The 17,011-nt window shown below is 40.0% G+C and carries 10 protein-coding genes and 1 riboswitch; of the genes, 8 read left to right on the top strand and 2 right to left on the bottom strand.

The window, feature by feature from the left end; all coding sequences use genetic code 11:
* Window positions 1-36 precede the first annotated feature (36 nt).
* Complete coding sequence (gene ypfJ, locus C0J00_RS06695) at window positions 37-951, bottom strand: KPN_02809 family neutral zinc metallopeptidase (protein ID WP_104968142.1); 915 nt, start codon at window positions 949-951, stop codon at window positions 37-39.
* A gap of 608 nt (window positions 952-1,559) precedes the next feature.
* On the opposite strand from ypfJ, the gene rexB reads away from it, so the two are divergent.
* The 6 genes from rexB (at window position 1,560) to C0J00_RS06665 (ending at window position 13,607) form a co-directional block, all read left to right on the top strand.
* Window positions 1,560-4,928: an ATP-dependent nuclease subunit B gene (rexB, locus tag C0J00_RS06690; protein ID WP_104968141.1), complete on the top strand. Its 3,369-nt coding sequence runs from the start codon at window positions 1,560-1,562 to the stop codon at window positions 4,926-4,928.
* Window positions 4,921-9,000 carry a helicase-exonuclease AddAB subunit AddA gene (gene addA, locus C0J00_RS06685; protein WP_104968140.1) on the top strand — a complete coding sequence of 1,360 codons (4,080 nt, stop codon included), beginning with the start codon at window positions 4,921-4,923 and terminating at the stop codon, window positions 8,998-9,000. The genes rexB and addA overlap by 8 nt, the downstream gene beginning before the upstream one ends.
* A 153-nt stretch (window positions 9,001-9,153) precedes the next feature.
* Window positions 9,154-10,044, top strand: coding sequence for an RNase adapter RapZ (gene rapZ, locus C0J00_RS06680; protein ID WP_104968139.1), 891 nt, complete (start codon window positions 9,154-9,156; stop codon window positions 10,042-10,044).
* Window positions 10,041-11,018, top strand: a complete 978-nt coding sequence (locus C0J00_RS06675; protein ID WP_104968138.1) for a YvcK family protein — start codon at window positions 10,041-10,043, stop codon at window positions 11,016-11,018. Before rapZ ends, C0J00_RS06675 begins: the two co-directional genes overlap by 4 nt.
* Complete coding sequence (gene whiA, locus C0J00_RS06670) at window positions 11,015-11,926, top strand: DNA-binding protein WhiA (RefSeq protein WP_104968137.1); 912 nt, start codon at window positions 11,015-11,017, stop codon at window positions 11,924-11,926. Before C0J00_RS06675 ends, whiA begins: the two co-directional genes overlap by 4 nt.
* 163 nt (window positions 11,927-12,089) lie before the next feature.
* Window positions 12,090-13,607, top strand: coding sequence for a zinc ABC transporter substrate-binding protein AdcA (locus tag C0J00_RS06665; protein ID WP_104968136.1), 1,518 nt, complete (start codon window positions 12,090-12,092; stop codon window positions 13,605-13,607).
* A gap of 349 nt (window positions 13,608-13,956) precedes the next feature.
* On the opposite strand, the gene C0J00_RS06660 is transcribed toward C0J00_RS06665, so the two are convergent.
* Complete coding sequence (locus C0J00_RS06660; RefSeq protein ID WP_104968135.1) at window positions 13,957-14,217, bottom strand: type B 50S ribosomal protein L31; 261 nt, start codon at window positions 14,215-14,217, stop codon at window positions 13,957-13,959.
* Between the two features lie 132 nt (window positions 14,218-14,349).
* Window positions 14,350-14,447, top strand: a riboswitch (PreQ1 riboswitch).
* Here C0J00_RS06660 and C0J00_RS06655 point away from each other — a divergent pair.
* Complete coding sequence (locus C0J00_RS06655) at window positions 14,445-14,954, top strand: QueT transporter family protein (RefSeq protein ID WP_104968134.1); 510 nt, start codon at window positions 14,445-14,447, stop codon at window positions 14,952-14,954. It overlaps the preceding riboswitch by 3 nt.
* Before the next feature lie 92 nt (window positions 14,955-15,046).
* On the top strand, window positions 15,047-17,005 hold the full coding sequence (gene ligA, locus C0J00_RS06650) for an NAD-dependent DNA ligase LigA (protein WP_104968133.1): 1,959 nt from the start codon (window positions 15,047-15,049) through the stop codon (window positions 17,003-17,005).
* Window positions 17,006-17,011: the final 6 nt, after the last annotated feature.

Here is a 17,011-nt window from a genome sequence, read left to right as displayed (position 1 = left end):
AAAACCTAACCAAATGGCTAGGTTTTTTTTTGGTAATTACAAATCATTGTAGGATCCTTGGAAGGTTGTTCCATGGCTGATATCACCGTATTGATAACCTTTGTCAAACCAGCGTTGGCGCTGTTCAGACGTCCCGTGTGTGAAGCTATCTGGAACTACTCGACCATAGGCTTCTTCTTGAAGCGTATCATCCCCTACAGCATGGGCAGCCTGCATGGCTTCTTGAACATCACCTTTTTCGAGAAGACCTTCATCTTTAACATAGTTAGCCCAGGCACCGGCATAGTAGTCAGCTTGTAACTCTAAGCGCACATTGAGTTGATTGGCTTCAGCCTCTGATTTTCCTCGACGAGCTTTGGTATATTCTGCCATTGTTCCTAATTCATTTTGGACGTGATGTCCGACTTCATGGGCGATAACATAGGCTAGGGCAAAATCACCTTTAGCGCCGTATCGGTTAGATAATTCATCATAGAAACTTAGGTCTAAATAAATTTTCTCATCAGCAGGACAGTAGAAGGGGCCCGAAGCTGCTTGACCAACACCGCAAGCAGTCGTGGTTTGACCAGAATAAAAGACAAGTTCTGGTTCTGTGTAATCTCCCATTCCTTCTTCTTTAAACTGTTTATTCCAGTAGTCTTCTGTTGATCCTAAGACCTTACTGACAAACTCAGCATCTGCATCACTGACATTGGTATTTTTTTTCTGAGTGATTTGATTGGATTGGTAGGATTGGCTGGTACCACCTGTGAAAATCCCCGATAGGGCACCTCCACCACCAAACATGAGAAGAATGATAATCATGAAGAGTTTCATTTTCCATGAGCCTCTTGAAAAAAGAATAGAGAGCAGAGCACCTCCTCCCATACCACCTGCTCGTGAGCTACCATAAGATTGCTGGCCACGGCGGTCATCAATATTGCTACTTTTTCTAAGATCATCTATTTTCATTTTATTATCCTCTAAACTTATCTGATAACTTAATTGTACCAAAAGTCTCTTGAAATAGCTTTCCTAATCAATGGAAATCTTTAAATTTGTTATAATGAAGTAGATAGTCTTGGACCTTTTGTAAAAGAAAGGTATCGTATTTTTAGTCCATTAAGATTGCCTAACGGCTGTGTGAAAAAGATAAAGCTTCCTAGCTGCTTGGCATCTTTGTAAGCTTTCCTTTTTTTCACTTTCCCGTTTTTTGGGTTTAGTATCTTGTTAATTGAACTCGGGCGTAAAGCTTTTGAAAAAAGATAGCTTGACTGGTGTGCGAGCCCACTGCGTCAACCTCCTATTTTTCTTCCGCTTTAGGTCGCCCTTAGTATCTTGTTAATTGAACTCGCCCTAACGGCTGTGTGAAAAAGATAAAGCTTCCTAGCTGCTTGGCATCTTCGTAAGCTTTCCTTTTTTCACTTTCCCGTTTTTCGGGCTTAGTATCTTGTTAATTGAACTCGGGCGTAAAGCTTTTGAAAAAAGATAGCTTGACTGGTGTGCGAGCCCACTGCGTCAACCTCCTATTTTTCTTCCGCTTTAAGTCGTCCTTAGTATCTTGTTTTTTAGGTGTTTTTATGAGGTTATTTTTTACTAATCCAACTAATTCTTTGACGGATTTATTGACGCGAGAAGCAGAAGAGTTTCTTCTGCAAGGTAAGCGTGTTTTTTACATAGCACCAAACTCTCTTTCCTTTGAGAAGGAGCGTCGTGTTTTGGAATATCTCCCTAATCATGCGACTTTTCAGATGATTGTAACGCGCTTTGGGCAATTGCCAAATTATTTTATGCTACCAAAGAGGGGAGAAAGTGCCAACCTGAATGATGCTGGTCTAAGCATGCTTCTTTACCGTATCTTGAATCAGTTGTCTGATCACTCTCTACCAGTCTTTGGACGTTTGAAAAAAGATCCTGGTTTTATTGAGCAAGTCCTTACTTTGTATAAAGAATTAGCTAAAAGTCAGCTGACCCTAGCTGATTTTGATGTCCTCATTTCAAAAACAGATGCCCTTGATAAAGTGGCAGAGTTGAAGATCATCTTAAGCCATTTTATGGAAGCTATCAGTTCAGAGCAGTTGAGTGGAGAGAGTAAGTTACAATTTTTCATGCGTGCTTTGTCTGAAAATAAGCTAGACTTACAATTGAAAGATACGGTGTTCATTATCGATGGCTTTACCCGTTTTTCAGAAGAGGAAGAGCGCTTAGTTGATCTTTTAAATCAGAAGGCAGAGCAGGTTCTCATTGCTGCTTATGCGACGAAACGCGCTTATCATGCTCAGTTGTTATCGGGAAATATCTATGAAGCCAGTGTTTCTTTTTTAAGGGAATTAGCTAGCCGATATGGTGTCAAAGTTGAGGAACTGGTTGCTGAAACTCAAGAGGAAACAACCTTTTCCAAAGTGTCAGTAGCCTTTGAAGCTAGTCATGATTTTTCACCACAAGAAGCCACTGTTGAATGGACTGATGATGATAAAGAGGCTTTGCAAATTTGGGAAGCTACCAATCAAAAGGTTGAAATTGAAGCGGTTGCCAAAGACATTCGCCGTAAAATTCGTGAAGAAGGAGCGGACTATAAAGACTTTACCCTTCTTTTAGGGGATGAAAAATCTTATAAACTGCCAGTCGAACGTTTGTTGACGCAATTTGAAATCCCTTTTTACTGGGGACGGGCTGAGTCCATGGTTAACCATCCGTTATCAGCTTTTATGATGAGTCTTGAACGAGTCCTGCATTATTATTTCCAACGGGAAGATGTTATCAATCTCTTAAAAACAGGACTCTTTGGTCACTTTAAGGAGCACGATTTAGATGTTTTTGAACAATATTGCCAATTTGCAGACATCAATGCTGGCCAATTCACAAAGCCTTTTAAACATAATATCAGCCGAACATGGACAGATGAGCGAGGTCAAAAACAAGAGCTTGAAAAGTATGATTTAGAAAAACTTAATCAGATGCTTCAGAACGTAATCGACCCTTTAATGAAGCTAAACACAGATGGTTCTATTGATGAACTGTTGCAAGCCTTATTAGCTTTCTTTGACAAATGCTCTTTAACCAAGAATTTTCAATCCTTAACTGTAGGAGCTAATCCAGAAGCTGTTGAGAAGCACGAGCAAGTTTGGAAAGCTTTTACAAGTTTGTTAGAACAAGCAAAACTGGCCTTTGCAGGTGAGTCCCTCAGCATGCAAGAGCTGATTTCCCTCTTAGCAAATGGTATGGCTTCAACAGATTATCGTACCGTTCCAGCGACGGTTAATGTGGTCAATGTGCGTTCTTATGACTTGATTGAACCGCATTCAGCTCCTTATGTTTATGCTATTGGACTGGGGCAATCCTCATTTCCAAAGGTTTCACAAAATACAAGTCTCTTATCAGATGAAGAGCGTCAACTGATTAATGAGAGCGCTAATGGAGAAGGCCGTCTCGACATTGTTACTGGTGATAATCTTAAGAAAAATCATTTTGTAGCTCTCTCTCTCTTGAATGCTGCTGACAAAGCCTTGGTTCTATCTTATCCCCAGTTGCTAGGAGAAGGGCAAGAACTCATGTCGCCCTATATGACCACACTAGTTGAGGACTTAGGATTCCCCCTAACACCAAAACAAAAAGACATGGGTCAGATAGCGCCTGATGATTTGGGCTCTTACAAGGAGGTCTTGGCTCGTCTCATCAGCCTCAATCGCTCTCAATTTTTGGATAAATTGAGTCAGGAGGAAGTGACCTACTGGCGTGTTTTGGGGCGCGTGATTCGTAAGGAATTATCGGATAAAGGTATTGCGATTGACCAGATTTCAAAAGAGTTGACCAGTAAACCCCTATCACAGGAGGTCTTGGATGTTCTCTTCCCAGCAGATGCCTCCTTGCCTTTATCAGCGTCGTCACTAACACGTTTTTACAATAATCAGTATCTGTATTTTGTTGAGAAAATCCTTGGTCTTCGTGAACAGGATTCTATTCATCCAGATGCCAGAAGTCATGGGAATTTTCTTCACAAGGTATTTGAGCGTGCGCTGTCTAACCATGAGACCTTGACTTTCAAAGAAAAGTTAGAGCAAGCTTTAGCAGAAACCAAGCAAGATAAGGCCTTTCAGGCGCTCTACGAGGAAAATCAAGAGAGTCTTTATTCCCGCGAATTATTGGAAAGTATCGCCAAGGCGACGGGAAGTTTATTTGAAGACATGCAGGACATCCAAGTTAGTCGTCAAGAAGCAGCCTTTAAGCTTCTTTTAGAAGCTAGCGAAACGCGTTTAGATCGTCCGATAGAAGTTGCTGGTTTCATTGACCGTGTGGATACATTACAGTCAGGATCAGAAGATTTGGCTTATGGGGTTGTTGATTACAAATCCAGTCACCAGCGGTTCCAATTGGAAAAATTCTACAATGGTTTGAGTCCACAGTTAATGACCTATCTTTTAGCTTTGAAAGAAGGAAAAGACAAGGAAGGACAGCCTCTTTTTGATCACTTGGATTACTTTGGAGCCATGTATCTACAGATGCAGGAGCCTAGTTTAGCGCTTAAAGATATTAGCGAATTTGGAAAAATTCCTCAAAAACTCAAGGAAGATCTGCGCTATGACGGTCTTTTCCGAGAAGAATTTCTGACTTATTTACCAGAGGATGACTACAAATTCAGTCGCAACAAGCAGGTTGTTGTCTATAATGAAGAGGAACTCGACCAGCTCCTTACCTACTTGAAATCTCAATATCAAGAAGCTGCTGAAACCATTTTAAAAGGTCATTTTGCTATCAATCCATATAGTCAAGATGGGAAATCAGTTGCTGGTGAGCAACTGACTGCCTTGACGGGATTTGAAGCTGACTTACATTTAGGACAAGCTCGTTTCTTAGAAAAACTTAAGGCTAGTCCAGGGCAAAAACGTCAGCTATTACTGGAGAAAATTCATGAAAAAAATCAATCAGAGAAAGGAGACCGCCATGTTTAAACCCTATTTAACAGATGTTGATATTGACAGCTTAATCGAAGCCGAAAACCAGCTGCCTGAAGGACAACAGCGACGCACACCAGAACAAATTCAAGCTATTTATAGTCATGGTCAAAACATGCTGGTCTCAGCCTCAGCGGGCTCAGGTAAAACATTTGTTATGGTTGAACGTATTGTTGACATGATTGAACGTGGCGTTGGTGTAGACCAGCTCTTTATCTCAACCTTTACAGTCAAGGCCGCGACCGAACTAAAAGAGCGTTTGGAGAAAAAATTAAGCCAAGCTCTAGCTCGTGCAGAGGATGCAGATAGTCAAGCTCATTTGTCTTTACAGTTAGCGAATGTTCAGACAGCTGACATCGGGACCATGGATGCTTTTACCCAAAAACTCGTCACACGCTATGGCTACTTAGTTGGTATTTCGCCAAGTTTTCGTATTTTACAAGATGAGACAGAACAGTCTTTGTTGAAGGATAAGGTGTTTAGCGAGCTCTTTGAAGCCTATCGCTTAGACAAGGATAAGGCTGGCACTTTCAATGATTTAGTGCGTAATTTTACAGGACGAGCAAAGACGAACCGTTCCTTCCGTGATGTGGTCTATCAGTTGTACACCTTTATGCAAGCAACGGATGATCCTCAAAAATGGTTGGCAGACGATTTTATCAACCAAGCAGCTTATAGGGCAACTTCTTATTATCCAGAGCAGGCATTGGAAAAACTAAAGGGAGAACTGGAACAGGCTAGATACCACTACCAATCCCAACACAAGCACTTGCTTCAAGCACTTAGTCAAAAGGACTTTGGCTCGCTTAATCGCTTGATGTCAGAGTTTGCTTTCAAAGCAACAGTATTTGGTAAAAAGAGTGACTTTGCTGATTTGGCAGAATTACTAGTAGGCTATGCTAATATAACTGTGGATCAAACCCAAGCTAGTGCAGGTGAACTGCAATCAGCCAAAGAGAATCTCCTAGCTCTTTGCCATCGTCCAGCAACAACAACTAAAACAGGAAAACTAGATAAAATATCTAGTCAGGTCCAAGCGTTAGCCAATCAAGCAGCTCCTCTGATTAACTTGATTGAACAAAAAGCATTAGCTAGATTCGTAGCAGAGATGGACAAGATTGGTATTGCCAGTACGCACTTGAAAAAATACCAACTGGACACGTTTTTGGATCATTATCGTTTCTCTAATTTGACTATTGATGATGTCAGAGCCAGTGATTTGGACATTATGAAAAGGCAATTTGATAACCTCTTTTACCAAATTGATGAGATGTTATTAGCAATGTCTGAGCAACTTGAGCATTTGACTGAGGTAGACTTCGAAAAGACTTTCTTTCAACTAGAAGAATCCTTGCACAGGCATTTTGACAACTGGTTTACCAAAAAAGAGTGGGAGAGTCGTTTTCCAAAATTAACAGAGTATCACCAGCTCTATGCTATGATTTCAGTCGTTTATCAAGAACAGCCTAAAGCCCTCCCTCTTTTAGAAGTCTTACAGTGTTTTTTGGGAGATTTCGCAGACCGTTATTTGGCTTTAAAAATCAGTGAATCCAGCTTAGAATTTTCAGATATTGCTCATGCTGCTATCCGTATTTTGTCTGAAAACGAGAAACTTAGACAGGGCTTTCAGAATCATTATGCTGAAGTCATGGTTGATGAATATCAGGACAACAGCCCCATTCAAGAGCGGCTATTAGACTTGCTTTCAAATGGTCAAAACCGCTTTATGGTGGGTGACGTCAAGCAGTCGATTTACCGTTTCCGTCAGGCTGATCCGACTATTTTTACTGGAAAATTCAACCTCTTCAAAAATGATCCTCAAGCAGGTAAACTCATTGTCTTAAAAGAAAACTTCCGCAGTCACAAAGAAGTGGTGGAGAGTGTCAACGTCGTGTTCAGTCATCTGATGGACCAAGATTTGGGAGATATTGCCTACGACAAATCGCAAGAATTGATTGCAGGAAATCCCAAAAAACAGGTAGCGACTCCAGACTACAAAACGACTTTTTTACTCTATGATGACCAGCAAGAAGGGAAGACCCAACTTGAAGAAGAGGAGATCGAGGCACAAGAAGAAGTCTCTCAAGGTCAGGTTGACTTGGTTATCAATGAAATCAAGGCCTTGCGAGCTAAAGCAGATGGTGTTTTTGATTTTTCAAACATTGCCCTCTTAGTCCCTTCTCGAACACGGAATATTGCTATTTTAAAACGTTTTTCAGAGGCTGGGATTCCCTTGGTTGCTGATGATGGGGTCATGAATTACCTCAAATCAACCGAAGTCATGATCATGCTGGAAACGCTCCGAACCATTAATAATCCCTTGAATGATTATGCCTTGGTTTCCTTGATGAAGTCTCCCATGTTTTCATTTGATGAAGATGATTTGGCTCGCATTGCTGTCCAAGACCAGAAGCAAAGCTTGATGAATTTCTATGACAAGCTTCTCTTGGCTGACAAAAAAAGTGGCCATCATGGTGAGCTAATCACAGACACATTAGCGCATAAAATCACTCAATTTTTGGATTATTTAACCTCTTGGAGACGATTTTCTAAGACTCATTTGATTCACGAATTAATTTGGAAAATTTACAATGATCGCTTTTATGTGGACTATGTCGGTGCCCTACCAAATGGTTTACAGCGCCAAACTAACTTGTATAGCTTAGCCCTAAGAGCCAACCAGTATGAACAGTCAGGTTTTCGCGGCCTCAACCGCTTTGTGGCAATGATTGACCATATCCTGGATCAGGAGCATGACCTAGCTGATGTTGCCCACGCCCTTCCTAAAAATGCCGTTCGCTTGATGACCATCCACAAAAGTAAGGGATTGGAGTTTGATTATGTTTTTGTTTTAAACATGGATCAGCAGTTTAACCTCAAAGAGACCTCGCATGCCAAAGTGATTGCCCAGAAAGAGACTGGCGTAGGGATTATTTATCAGGCAGACTTATCAGAGGATGACAGTCTATCGCATGCATCTAGCCTGCCGCTTAAGGTTAACATAGAAACCTTGCCTTTTCAGACAAACAAGGAAGCAGTTCTCAGAGCCAGTCTATCCGAGCGAATGCGCCTGCTTTATGTTGCTATGACACGTGCGGTTAAGAAACTCTATCTCGTAGGGACTGCCCATGAGATAGAGGAGCATCAGACGGACGATGCGGAAGAAAACGTACTAGCCCTAGGACGCAGGGAAAAAATGCGATCATTCCAAGTATGGCTTTTAGCTTTGGCAGAAACCTATCCTCAGGCATTTGCACAGGCTATCGACCTTGTTTATACTTCAGGGACCATTCAAAACCCTGATGTTTCTCCTTCGCTTGATGTGATGGATGTGACAGATAATCGCCAATCAAATGACATTACCAAGGCTCTGGATAATCTTAAACAAGTTCAGGAATATAATGACCTTCATAAAGCTGGTATTGAGCTACCAAGTTTAAGAACACCTAGTCAGCTTAAAAAGGCCAAATTAATTGACCAAGAACAGGCAGATATTGCACTCATTAGTCAGTCCCAGGTATCTAAGGCGCCTGTGACCTTTGCTCTACCAGACTTTTCAGAGCAAAAAAACTTATCTCCAGCAGAAGTGGGTTCAGCCCTGCACAACCTCATGCAACGTCTGGACTTGAAAGGTGGGCTTGATCAAGAGTCCATTAAGCAGACCTTGCTTGATATGACTGACCAAACAGAGTTGGTGGGGAAATTACCTTTAGATAAGATCGAAGCCTTCTTCAAAACTGATCTTGGTCAACAGATTCTTAAGCATCAAGACAAGCTTCATCGAGAAGCGCCGTTCGCCATATTGACAGATGATTTAGCTAGTAGGGAATCCTTTGTCATTCGTGGGATTATTGATGGTTATCTCTTGTTTGACGACCGTATCATTTTGTTCGATTATAAGACGGATTACTACAAGACTGCTACGCAGATGATTGACCGCTATCAGGATCAGATGGCCTTGTATGCCAAGTCTCTTAGGCAGGCTTATAAGATTGAGCAGGTTGAAGCCTTCTTGATCTTATTTGGCGGAGACAATTTGGAGATTGTTGCTATTCCACAAAATCCATAAGAGTCCGTTTAATTGATAAGACAGTCAGACTGAGTAAGAATAAGCTTAACAAAAACATCTGATGTTGCTAACAGCTTTCTTGATAATAGTATGGGAAAGGCTGAAAAACTTGCAAAATTTGATATAATAATACAAACGAAAAGGAGGAAAGCTATGACTGAAAATAAAATCGATCTCGTTGTTGTAACGGGGATGAGTGGTGCCGGAAAGACCGTAGCCATCCAGTCTTTTGAGGATTTAGGATACTTCACCATGGACAATATGCCGCCAGCCCTCTTACCTAAGTTTTTAGAGCTGGTAGAACAGTCAGAAGATACTAGCCGAGTTGCTGTTGTGGTCGATATGCGAAGTCGTCTCTTTTTCAAAGAAATCACAACGATTCTTGACAATTTGGAGAGTAATGAGGCCATTGATTTCAAGATTCTTTTCTTGGATGCAACGGATGGTGAGTTGGTGTCACGCTATAAAGAAACGCGTCGCAGTCATCCTTTAGCTGCAGATGGTCGTGTCTTAGATGGGATTACCCTAGAGCGTGAACTCTTAGCACCTCTGAAAAATCTCAGCCAAAATGTTGTTGATACAACAGAATTAACCCCACGCAATCTTCGCAAAGAAATTTCAGACCAATTTGCTAAAAATGCAGAAAAAACAGGTTTCCGTATCGAAATCATGAGCTTTGGCTTCAAGTACGGCCTGCCTCTGGATGCTGATTTGGTTTTTGATGTCCGTTTTTTGCCAAATCCTTATTACCAAGTGGAGCTCAGAGAGCAGACGGGACTAGATAAGCCGGTTTACGATTATGTGATGTCTCAAGAAGCTTCAGAAGATTTCTACCAGCGCTTGATTCATTTGATTGAACCGATTTTGCCAGGCTACCAGCGAGAAGGAAAATCAGTCCTAACTATCGCGATTGGTTGTACTGGGGGGCAACATCGTAGCGTTGCTTTTGCTCATCGTCTATCTACTGATCTTTTAAATAATTGGCCTGTCAATGAAAGTCATCGTGATAAAGATCGACGTAAGGAAACGGTGAACCGATCATGAGAAAACCCAAAATAACAGTTATAGGCGGTGGAACAGGGATTCCTGTTATTCTCAAATCACTACGTCATCAACATGTTGATATCACAGCGGTTGTCACAGTAGCTGACGATGGGGGATCATCAGGAAAACTACGCTCTGCTATGCAGTTGACACCACCAGGTGACTTACGAAATGTACTAGTAGCCATGAGTGACATGCCCAAGTTTTACGAAGAGCTTTTCCAGTATCGCTTTAATGAAAATGATGGCATGCTAGCAGGACATCCACTTGGGAATTTAATCATCGCAGGTGTTTCTGAGATGGAAGGATCTACCTATAATGCTATGCAGGCTTTGACACAGTTTTTTCACACAACAGGTAAAATTTACCCGTCAAGTGTCACCCCATTGACACTACATGCTGTCTTTAAGGATGGGCACGAAGTTATCGGAGAAAGTCACATCTCAGAATACGACGGCATGATTGATCATGTCTATGTCACCAACACTTACAACGATGATATCCCAACAGCCAGTCCAAAAGTGGTCGAAGCCATCATGGAAAGTGATATGATTGTGCTTGGACCTGGCTCGCTTTTTACCTCTATCTTACCTAATCTGGTCATCCCAGAGATTCGTCAAGCCTTAGTGGAAACAAAAGCAGAGGTCGCCTATGTTTGCAATATCATGACCCAGTCTGGTGAGACAGAACATTTTACTGATGCGGATCACCTAGCCGTTCTCAATCGCCATTTAGGCATTGATGTTATTGACACTGTTTTGGTCAATATTGAACCGGTTCCGCAAGATTATATGGAAAGTAATCAGTTTGACGAGTATTTGGTTCAGGTTGAGCATGATTTTAAAGGGCTTAGGAATAATGCCAAGCGAGTGATTTCGTCTAATTTCCTTCGATTGGAAAATGGCGGTGCCTTTCACCAAGGTGAACTAGTGGTTGAAGAATTAATGGATTTAGTGAGGACTAGATACCTATGAGTTTTACAACAACTGTTAAAGAAGAAATATTAACGCAATCGCCTAAGAATAAAGAAGAACTGTCAGCCATCATCAAGATGTCTGGTAGTATCGGCTTAACAGGACAGGGCTTAACCCTATCAATCACCAGTGAAAATGCTAAGATAGCTCGTCATATTTATTCTCTCTTTGAATGCCATTACGGGATTCATCCTGAAATTAAATACCACCAAAAGACAAACCTTCGTAAGAATCGCGTTTACAATGTTTTTGTTGAGCAAGATGTTAATGCGATTATGGCAGATTTACAATTGGCAGATTCCTTTTTTGGCTTTGAAACAGGCGTTAATCCGATGATTTTAGAAGACGATGATTTAGGAAGAGCTTATCTAAGAGGAGCCTTTTTAGCAACTGGGACCATTAGAGATCCCGAATCAGGGCGTTACCAGTTAGAAATCTTTTCCGTCTATCAAGATCATGCGGAGGATTTGTTACGCCTGATGCAAAAATTCCTTTTGGAAGCTAAAATTATAGAGCACAAAAATGGTACGGTGACCTATCTTCAAAAGGCAGAAGACATCATGGATTTTCTTATCTTAGTTGGCGCAGAAGCAGCTAAAGAAAGTTACGAAGAAGTAAAAGTCTATCGTGAAGCTAGAAATGACATCAACCGAGCCAATAATGCAGAAACAGCTAATATTGCTAAAACCATTAGTGCTAGCATGAAGACGATTAACAATATTATTAAAATTATGGATACCGTTGGTTTAGATACTTTGCCATTAGAACTACAGCAGATTGCCCAAGTTCGTATTGCTAATCCTGATTTTTCGATGCAACAAATTGCTGACAGTTTAGATTTTCCCTTGACCAAGAGTGGTGTTAACCATCGTTTAAGGAAGATTAATCAATTGGCTGATGAGCTATGATTTAGAATCTCTTTAGAGTTAATCTCTAGAGGGATTTTTGATTTTAGCTTTCAAAGAAAGAGCTGAGTAAAAAAATAATATTTTTTTATTGACATTTATTTTTAGTTTGGTATACTTAACCGGTAATATAAAAACTAAACCAGTTAAGAAAAAGGAGTTAGAAATGAAAAAGAAATCCATTCTCTCGCTAGGATTGCTTAGTTTATTTTCGCTAGGTCTTGCTGCTCACAGCCAACCAGCTCAAGCAGATGACAAGGATATTGAAGTTATTGCTTCTTTCTATCCCATGTATGAATTTACCAAACAAGTTGTTGGTGATGAAGGCAATGTCAGTCTTTTGATTAAAGCAGGGACAGAAGCACATGATTTTGAGCCATCAACTAAAGATATTTCTAAAATTCAAAAAGCTGATGCCTTTGTTTATGATGATGACAATATGGAAACATGGGTACCAAAGGTTAAGAAATCTCTTGATAATAAAGGAGAGAATTTCATCAAAGCAACTGGTGACATGCTTCTAATGGGTGGCGGTGGTCATGATCATGACCACGATCACGATGAAGAAGGTCACACGCATGAATTCGACCCACATGTTTGGTTATCGCCAGAACGTTCTCAGATCCTTGTAACCAATATCGCCAATGACTTGTCTGAAAAATTCCCAGAAAAAGCAGATACTTTCAAGAAAAATGCCGAAAGCTATAATAAAAAACTTTCTGATCTTGATAAAAAATATAGAGATGCACTGACAGATGCCAAACAAAAGAGTTTTGTAACACAGCATTCTGCCTTTGGCTACCTTGCTCTTGACTACGGATTGAACCAAGTCCCTATCACTGGCGTATCAGCTGAAGCAGAGCCATCAGCAAAACGACTTGCTCAACTCTCAAAATACGTTAAGAAATACGATATCAATTATATTTATTTTGAAGAAAATGCCTCTTCTAAAGTATCAAAAACACTTGCTGATGAGGTAGGTGTTAAGACGGCTGTTTTAAATCCTTTAGAAAGCTTAACATCTAAACAGATGAAAAAAGGTGAAAACTACATTACAGTAATGGAAAAAAACCTTAAAGCACTTCAAAAAACAACGGATAAAGCTGGAAAAGATATTGAACCAGAAAAAGGTGTTGAAAAGACAGTTTATAACGGATACTTTAAAGATAGTCAAATCAAAGACCGTAAATTGTCAGACTGGACAGGGAAGTGGCAATCTGTTTACCAATTGCTTCAAGATGGTACTTTAGATGAAGTCTTTGATTACAAGTCTAAGAAAAATCCAGAAATGTCAGCAAAGGAATATAAAGACTACTATACAACTGGATATAAAACAGATGTTGAACAAATCAATATTGATGGTAAGAAAATGACCATGGAATTCATCCAAAAAGGTGAATCACATAAATACAAGTACAAATATGTTGGTTATGAAATCTTGAACTACGAAAAAGGAAATCGTGGGGTTCGTTTCTTGTTTGAAACTGATGATAAAGATGCTGGACAATTCAAGTATGTCCAATTCTCTGACCATGATATTCGTCCAAATAAAGCCGGGCATTTCCACATTTACTTTGGTGGAGAGAGTCAAGAAGCACTCATTGAAGAACTTGAAAACTGGCCAACTTACTACCCAACTGACTTGTCAGGTCACGAAGTAGCCCAAGAAATGTTGGCACACTAATAGTTAGTATCTCCAAAAACTTTTTAAAAGCAGTTTCGGAATTAGGAACTGCTTTTTTGTTCTCATTGTCAACTGTAGTGCGTAAGCTAAAGGTTTTATGTAAAGAACAGGAGCATAGATTTTTACCTTTTCCTTCATACATGCCTAAATGTAACATTATAGAAAATATGAGATTATATCAAAAAAACACCTTAGAAAAGTATTATCATTCAGCAATATTTTTCTGAGGTGTTTTTGTCTTATTCTTGTTTCAGCTGATAAAAATAGATAGGATAGGTGGTTGGCATTAAGAATGGGAGGATAAAAAAAACCACTTTCATCTGATGAAAGTGGTTGTTGTAAAGCTGGATTATTCTGCAGCGTTTGCGTCTTTGAGACCGTATTTTTTGTTGAAACGGTCCACACGTCCGTCTGCTTGTGTGAATTTTTGACGACCAGTGTAGAATGGGTGTGAATCAGAAGAGATTTCGACACGGATAAGTGGGTAAGTTGTACCGTCAACTTCAACAGTTTCGTTACTTTCTTTAGTTGAACCGCTGATAAATTGGTAACCAGTAGTTGTATCTAGGAAAACAACTGGACGGTAGTTAGGATGGATATCTTTTTTCATTGTTAATGGTTCCTTTCTGCCATAGCAATTTGCTTGCCATAGTTATTAACCATTCCATTCTAACAAAACTTATGACAGATGACAAGGTTTTTACACCTTTTTATAAAAAAACTCTATCATTTTCACACCTGATGTGATAAACTAAAGGAGTTGTTTAGGCAACCCTTGGTGCTTACTTTCCTTTCACCAAGCATATTATATACGGTATAACCGTTAAAGGAGAAAAAATGAAAGATTTAACAACTCGTGATTACGTTCATATTGCCTTAGTAGCTGCGCTATATGTCGTGTTAACCATCACTCCCCCACTTAATGCCATATCCTACGGTGCCTATCAGTTTCGTGTCTCTGAGATGCTTAACTTTTTAGTCTTTTACAATCCCAAGTATATCCTTGCAGTAACATTAGGATGTATGATTGCAAACTTCTATAGTTTTGGCATGGTGGATGTAGTTGTCGGAGGTGGTTCTACCTTAGTCTTTGTAACTTTAGGTGTTTACCTCTTTAAAAAGTATCAACAAGAAACAATGGTTAACGGTCTCTTTAATAAAGCCTTTTTCTATTTTTCATTCTTCTTTGCTGCATCAATGTTCACTGTAGCTCTTGAGTTGAAAATAGTTGCTCAGGCACCATTCTTCTTAACCTGGTTCACAACGGGGATTGGAGAGTTGGCTTCTTTATTGATTGGGTCACTAGTTATTAGTAGTATTGCTAAACGTATTGACTTAACTATCTAGACTAACAAAGCTATCTCCGGATAGTTTTTTTATTTGCCATTTTCAATCAATCTAATCGCAAAAAAGTTTATGACTTATGCTAAAATAGAAATATGGAAAAACGTATGAAAGAATTGGTTGAAAAGCTCAACCAATATGCTAAAGAATATTACACGCAAGACAGTCCGTCTGTCTCTGATGCCGACTATGACAAGGTTTATCGAGAATTAGTTGATTTGGAGAAACAGTATCCAGAGTTTATTCAAGAAAATAGCCCAACTCATCGTGTGGGCGGTCTTATTTTATCGGGTTTTGAAAAATATCAGCATATTTATCCTCTTTATAGTTTACAAGATGCCTTTTCAAGAGAAGAGTTAGATTTTTTTGATGCACGTGTTAAAAAGGAATTCCCCAAAGCTAGCTATGTTGCCGAATTAAAAATCGATGGTTTATCGATTTCTTTGACCTATCAAAATGGTAGCTTGGTGACTGGTTCGACGCGTGGTGATGGAACTATCGGCGAAAACATCACTGAAAATCTCAAACGAGTTAAAGATATTCCGCTACAATTAGAACAAGCCATTGACATAACAGTTAGAGGAGAGGCTTATTTACCCAGAGCCTCTTTTGCCTCTATTAATCTAGAGCGCCAAGAAAATGGTGAAACAGAGTTTGCTAATCCTAGAAATGCAGCAGCTGGTACTTTGCGTCAGTTGGATACAAGTATTGTTTCCAAACGTAATCTAGCGACCTTTCTTTATCAAGAAGCTAGTCCTAGTCAGCAGGATACTCAAGAAGAGGTACTTAGTCATCTGTCTTCGCTTGGCTTTTCAGTTAATCAAGAACGCTTTATCAGCTCCTCTATGGATGAGATTTGGAGCTTTATTCAAAATGTTCAAGAACATCGCGATCAGCTTCCTTATGATATTGATGGGATTGTCATCAAGGTTAATGATTTGCATATTCAGGAGGAATTAGGTTTTACGGTTAAAGCACCTAAGTGGGCGATTGCCTATAAGTTTCCTGCCGAGGAAAAAGAAGCTCAGCTTTTATCCGTTGATTGGACGGTTGGGCGTACAGGTGTCGTTACTCCAACAGCTAATTTAACCCCAGTTAAACTAGCAGGTACAACAGTTAGTCGGGCTACCTTGCATAATGTAGATTATATTAGTGAAAAGGATATCCGTATTGGTGATTCTGTTATTGTCTATAAGGCTGGGGATATTATCCCTGCTGTTTTACGTGTTAATATGGACAAACGAACCCATCAAGAACCATTGCCTATTCCAACAGTTTGCCCATCGTGTGCCAGTGACTTGGTGCACTTGAAAGAAGAAGTAGCTCTTCGTTGTATCAATCCACTCTGCCCAAATCTCATTCAGCGAAGTTTAGAACACTTCTCAAGTCGAAATGCCATGAATATTTCTGGTTTAGGACCATCAGTTGTTGAAAAGCTGTATGCAGCACAGTTGGTAAAAGATGTCGCTGATATTTACCAAATCTCTATTGATGACCTGTTAACCCTGCCAAATATCAAGGAGAAATCCGCAGAAAAACTCTACCAAGCTATTCAGAATTCAAAAGCCAATTCAGCTGATAAATTATTATTTGGTTTAGGTATTCGTCATGTTGGTGCTAAAGCTAGTCGTCTCATGTTGGAAGAATTTGGCACAATTCCTCATTTGGCACAAGCCCCAGAAGAAGCAATCGCGGCAATTGATGGTTTGGGAACTGTTATTGCTGAGTCAGTGCATAGCTATTTTGCTAAAGACGAGGCAGTTGTCCTCTTGAAAGAACTAGAAGAAGCCGGTGTCAACCTAGACTATCTTGGAAAAAAAGTCTCCAAAGATGCTCAATTATCAGGTATGACAGTGGTCTTAACTGGAAAATTAGAACAACTAACGCGAAACGAAGCTAAAGAAAAATTAGAAGTTTTGGGAGCTAAAGTTACTGGTTCTGTCTCTAAAAAGACTGACTTGCTCATTGCTGGAGCTGATGCTGGTAGTAAGCTTGAAAAGGCTAGAACTTTGGGGATTCGTATTGAATCAGAAGAGTGGTTAAGTGCTTTGTAAAATGAA

Source organism: Streptococcus pluranimalium, assembly GCF_002953735.1.
In the GTDB taxonomy this organism is placed as follows: Bacteria; Bacillota; Bacilli; order Lactobacillales; family Streptococcaceae; genus Streptococcus; species Streptococcus pluranimalium.
Note: the sequence above shows the minus strand (reverse complement) of the source record. Positions and strands in the feature narration are given on the sequence as shown.

What these genes read in the sequence shown, in the direction of transcription:
- ypfJ (WP_104968142.1), bottom strand. Translation starts at nt 951, where the DNA reads ATGAAAATAGATGATCTTAGAAAAAGTAGCAATATTGATGACCGCCGT.
- rexB (WP_104968141.1), top strand. Translation starts at nt 1,560, where the DNA reads ATGAGGTTATTTTTTACTAATCCAACTAATTCTTTGACGGATTTATTG.
- addA (WP_104968140.1), top strand. Translation starts at nt 4,921, where the DNA reads ATGTTTAAACCCTATTTAACAGATGTTGATATTGACAGCTTAATCGAA.
- rapZ (WP_104968139.1), top strand. Translation starts at nt 9,154, where the DNA reads ATGACTGAAAATAAAATCGATCTCGTTGTTGTAACGGGGATGAGTGGT.
- C0J00_RS06675 (WP_104968138.1), top strand. Translation starts at nt 10,041, where the DNA reads ATGAGAAAACCCAAAATAACAGTTATAGGCGGTGGAACAGGGATTCCT.
- whiA (WP_104968137.1), top strand. Translation starts at nt 11,015, where the DNA reads ATGAGTTTTACAACAACTGTTAAAGAAGAAATATTAACGCAATCGCCT.
- C0J00_RS06665 (WP_104968136.1), top strand. Translation starts at nt 12,090, where the DNA reads ATGAAAAAGAAATCCATTCTCTCGCTAGGATTGCTTAGTTTATTTTCG.
- C0J00_RS06660 (WP_104968135.1), bottom strand. Translation starts at nt 14,217, where the DNA reads ATGAAAAAAGATATCCATCCTAACTACCGTCCAGTTGTTTTCCTAGAT.
- C0J00_RS06655 (WP_104968134.1), top strand. Translation starts at nt 14,445, where the DNA reads ATGAAAGATTTAACAACTCGTGATTACGTTCATATTGCCTTAGTAGCT.
- ligA (WP_104968133.1), top strand. Translation starts at nt 15,047, where the DNA reads ATGGAAAAACGTATGAAAGAATTGGTTGAAAAGCTCAACCAATATGCT.